The sequence below is a fragment of the Streptomyces sp. NPDC002537 genome (genome assembly GCF_053594975.1).
Genome location: NZ_JBSFWT010000181.1, coordinates 1 through 3,309, shown reverse-complemented (window position 1 = coordinate 3,309; position 3,309 = coordinate 1). Strand labels below are relative to the sequence as shown.

Here is a 3,309-nt window from a genome sequence, read left to right as displayed (position 1 = left end):
GGGCGATGTCGTCCGGAGCCCGGTCGCTGTGAGGCATCGTCGATGAGGTGGCTGCGGTACTGGATCTCGCGGGGGCCACGGCGGAGGGCCCGGACGAGCTGGTCGGGGTCGGTGAACGCGGTGTTGGCCTGGGAACTGCGGCGTAACAGGGACCAGATGCCTTCGACGGGGTTGAGGCCGGGCGCGTAGGACGGCAGCTGGAAGACCGTGATCCAGTCATGCCGGGCAACGAAGTCGCGAAAGCCTTTCGTGCGGTGGGTGGTGAAGTCGATCCGGGGCGCGGTTCCGGTCTTGTCGACCGGTCCGTTTCCCCGGACCGCTTCCCGCACCCGGCGTGCCCGTTTCCGAGCACCGGGCGCTCCACAAGTCCTGTTCAGAACCAGTGTGTTGTCCTCATTCCAGACCGGGCCAAGGTGTCGGGATGACTGTTCCCCGGTAGCGGTAACGCGTAGTGGTCACCTTCGCCGGGTTGAACAGCGGCCTTTCCTCCGAGGCCGGCCACCATCCGACGTCGCAGTAGCGGCGACGGAGGTCCTTCCAGGTGGACCGGCGATGCTTTCGGCGCAACCAGCTCCCGACCTGGCGCCACGTGTAGTAGCTCAGGTAGGCGAAGGTGCGGCTGGACACGCCGGGCCGGAAGTAGACGCACCAGCCCTTGAGCGCCGGGTTGAGCTGACGCAGCAGGGCGTCGAGCGGCTGGCTCGTGTCCGTTGTCCGGCACATCGTCCTGACCTTGCCGATGATGGCCTTGACAGCCTTGCCGGACGGATAGGTGTAGATGTAGTGCCGGTTGCTGCCCCGTTTCCGGTGGCGCTGGATGCGCCAGCCGAGGAAGTCGAGGCCCTCGTCGATGTGGGTGATCAGGGTCTTCTCCGGCGACAGGCGCAAGCCCATCACGGACAAGACGCCTGTGATCTCTTCTCGGAGGGCTTCGGCGTCGTCCTTCGTGCCCGACACCATCAAGCACCAGTCGTCCGCGTAGCGGACGAGCCGGTAGTTGGGCAGGTGATGACGACGGCGCTTGGCCCTCTCCGTCTGACTGGATGCGGGCCCGCCGGGCCCTCGGGCGATGTACTCGTCCAGGACCGTCAGGGCCACATTGCTCAGCAGCGGTGAAAGGATCGAACCCTGCGGGGTTCCGGCGCGGTTCTCTCGCAGCATGCGGTCCTCGCCGAGGATGCCTGCCTTGAGGAACGCCTTCACCAGTGCCAGGACGCGCTTGTCACCGACGCGTGTCCGCACCCGGTCCATCAGGGCCGTGTGCGAGATCTCGTCGAAACAGGCCGTGATGTCGCCCTCGACGACCCACTCGTAAGAGCGGGACGCGAAGTAGCGCACCTCGGCCACGGCGTCATGAGCGCGACGGTTCGGGCGGAACCCGTAGGAACACGGGTGGAAATCCGCTTCGAGGATCGGCTCCAGCACCAGCTTCAAGGAAGCCTGGACCACCCGGTCGGCGATGGTGGCGATCCCCAGGCGGCGCAACTTGCCACCCGCCTTCGGGATCATCCGCTCCCGCACCGGCAGCGGGCGGAAACTACGGTCCTTGACCTGCGACCGCAGCCCGTCGAGGAAGTTCACGACGCCCTGCTCGGCCTCGATGGAACGGGCCGTGCGCCCGTCCACTCCGGCCGTGCGGGCTCCCCTGTTGCCCCGCACCCGATCCCACGCGACCAGAAGGAACGCGGGATCGGCAACGAGGTTGAACAGATCATCGAACCTGCGATGAGGGTCATCACGGGCCCAACAGTGCAGCTTGGTCTGGATCTTCAGTACCCTGCGCTCCGCCCCGAAGAGAACGGAGTCAAGCTCGTCGGTATTCACCGGCGACGGCCTCCTGACCTTCCAGTACGTCCACTGCTGACTTGCTGGTCTCCTTCGCCATGTACGCGCCTCTCGCGCGCTCGGACTACTACGAGACCTCCGCCCCGCCCGACGGCCATCAGTCGGCAACGGACCTGCCCGCCGCCGGACCGGCTGCCCGGCGGGAAGGGCGACCGCGGGCGGTTCCCACGTTCACCACGGAATCGATCGAAGAGGGAGGTGTCCGCCTCTACCCCGACAGCCTCGCCAGACTTACGCCGCAGACTTTCGGCCTGGCCTCCTCACCGGACCTAAAAACCGGCTTCGGAGTTGAACGCCACCCAGACGAGTGACGACTCACGCGCTGCAACCCGGCCCGTATCCGTCAGATTTGAGCCGAGCGGGACACTTACGGGGCGTCAGACAGCGGTTCCTCTCGTACACCTTCTCCTCACTGCTTGCCGGACCCAGGCCGTCTGACAGTGCCGACCCGTCCCGTACTTTGGCAGGGCTGCTTCCCGCCGCCACCTGCGCTCCCAGGCGGCGGCTGCCCTCAGCTTCACCGGGCGGCTGCGACCGCCCAGCGGTGGAGTCCTTTCACCTCCACTCGATTCCGTCGCGCCTCGTGGCGCACTTCAGGTTGTCCCAGACGAGCACGAACGGGGCGCCGAGCTGCGAGCTGTTGGTGAACGGCGATGAGCAGGTCGCGGCAGTCGGTCCAGGCGAAACCCCGGCGCCCGGCTCTGGTCGCACCGCCATGGGGGCTGTGGAAGATGGGCCGGTAGATCAGACGGGACCGTTCACCGGGGCGGTAACAGCACAGGGCCGCCACCGAGATGCGCCCCCGGGAACCCCCGCGGACGCGTATCACCGGGGTGTGCCCGCGCCGGGCCCAAGTGCGGCAGGTGGGCGGCGACATCGAGAAGCCGGCCTCGTCCTCGAAGACGATCCAGCCACCGAGCGCGCCGCGGTGTTTCCACCAGCGGCCAGGTCTCCTTCACCCAGCCGGTCACCGCGTCCTGGTCGCGTTCCCCGGCCCGCCGGGCCGGGACCTGGCGGCTCCATCCGTGGCGCCGCAGCATCTGCGCGATCGTCGACAGGGTGAGGGTCTTGTGGAACCGGCGCCCGATCAGCGTCTTGATCCTGGCCAGGGACCAGGTCTGGTCCGGCCAACCATGGGCAACCGGCCCCTTGGCCAGCTCTTCCTCCAGTGCCGTGAACAGCTTGTCGCTCAGCTCCGGGCGGGATGCGGGCCCTTTCGAGCGCAGTGCTGATTCCCCGTTGGCCTCGTATGCCAGCCGCCACCGCTGGACCGAACGCACACTCACCCGTAATCGCTTCGCGATCAGCCTGTACGGCTGCCCGTCGGCGAACATCCCGGCCGCTTCCAGGCGGATCCGCTCACGGAACTCCCGCCGTTCATCGGTCAGTCCACCACCTTGCGGATACCTCATGTCCCCGGCATACCGCGACGACCACTGTCCGTCAGCCCCTGCGACATCACGA

Annotated in this window: 1 protein-coding gene and 2 pseudogenes; all 3 read right to left on the bottom strand. The window is 67.4% G+C overall.

The features are described 5' to 3' along the window. Window positions 1–239: pseudogene (locus ACWD4A_RS35185) on the bottom strand (transposase); the annotation flags it as partial. A gap of 154 nt (window positions 240–393) precedes the next feature. Beyond that, on the bottom strand, window positions 394–1,824 hold the full coding sequence (ltrA, locus tag ACWD4A_RS35180) for a group II intron reverse transcriptase/maturase (RefSeq protein WP_451200528.1): 1,431 nt from the start codon (window positions 1,822–1,824) through the stop codon (window positions 394–396). Window positions 1,825–2,439: 615 nt separating this feature from the next. Continuing rightward, window positions 2,440–3,257, bottom strand: a pseudogene (locus ACWD4A_RS35175) (winged helix-turn-helix domain-containing protein); the annotation flags it as partial. Between the last annotated feature and the right edge of the window lie 52 nt (window positions 3,258–3,309).